Origin of the sequence: Thauera butanivorans NBRC 103042 (assembly GCF_001591165.1) — a bacterium.
In the GTDB taxonomy this organism is placed as follows: Bacteria; Pseudomonadota; Gammaproteobacteria; order Burkholderiales; family Rhodocyclaceae; genus Thauera; species Thauera butanivorans.
This window is the reverse complement of sequence record NZ_BCUG01000153.1, coordinates 1-614: the sequence shown is the minus strand read 5'-3', so window position 1 is coordinate 614 and position 614 is coordinate 1. Positions and strand designations below refer to the sequence as shown.

Sequence of the window (614 nt, the reverse complement as noted above, 5' to 3'; positions counted from 1 at the left end):
CGCAGCCAGGAATCACGGTCATTGTGGCTCCCGCCCCACCAGACTGGTCAACCACCACGATCAATGGGGATCCATTGAGATCGGGCGACCATGTGCCACTGCCCGGATCGGCACCGCCTACGCTTCCGCCAGGGTTCTCGCCGCCGCCAGGATCGGGGTTCTCGCCACCGCCAGGATCGGGGTTCTCGCCACCGCCAGGATCGGGGTTTTCGCCACCGCCGCTACCGCCCAAGGCCGGGTTGCAGCTCGCGACCGTCGCAGAAACGACACCACCGCTCGAGACCGAAAAACCGTTGAGGATGCAGGTATACAGATCGCTCCCGGAGGTAATCTTGATCTGGTTCAAGGTCGTCGCCGCATGCGTAGCACCTGCAGCAACCCCGAGGCCCATCACGGCAATCAAGGGCAGCAAGCGCAACGCAACATTCGAGCGCATATTTCTCATGACTTACTCCTGTTCAATCTTGCGAGTATAAAGCGATCGCCCATGTTGAAGACCGCCTTCAAGACATCGCGCAGCAAAGAACTGTAAGAAAATGATGCGCTTGTCAACAGGGCCCCAGTTCTCATACTACCGCATCGCACGCACCAGCCCAGGAAAAACCGCACACCAT

Annotated in this window: 1 protein-coding gene; it reads right to left on the bottom strand. The window is 59.4% G+C overall.

The genetic code is table 11. The annotated features are described in order from the left end of the window. Nucleotides 1–445: hypothetical protein (locus TBU01S_RS24260; protein WP_176573613.1), on the bottom strand; the 445-nt coding region annotated here is incomplete at its 3' end. Between the last annotated feature and the right edge of the window lie 169 nt (nucleotides 446–614).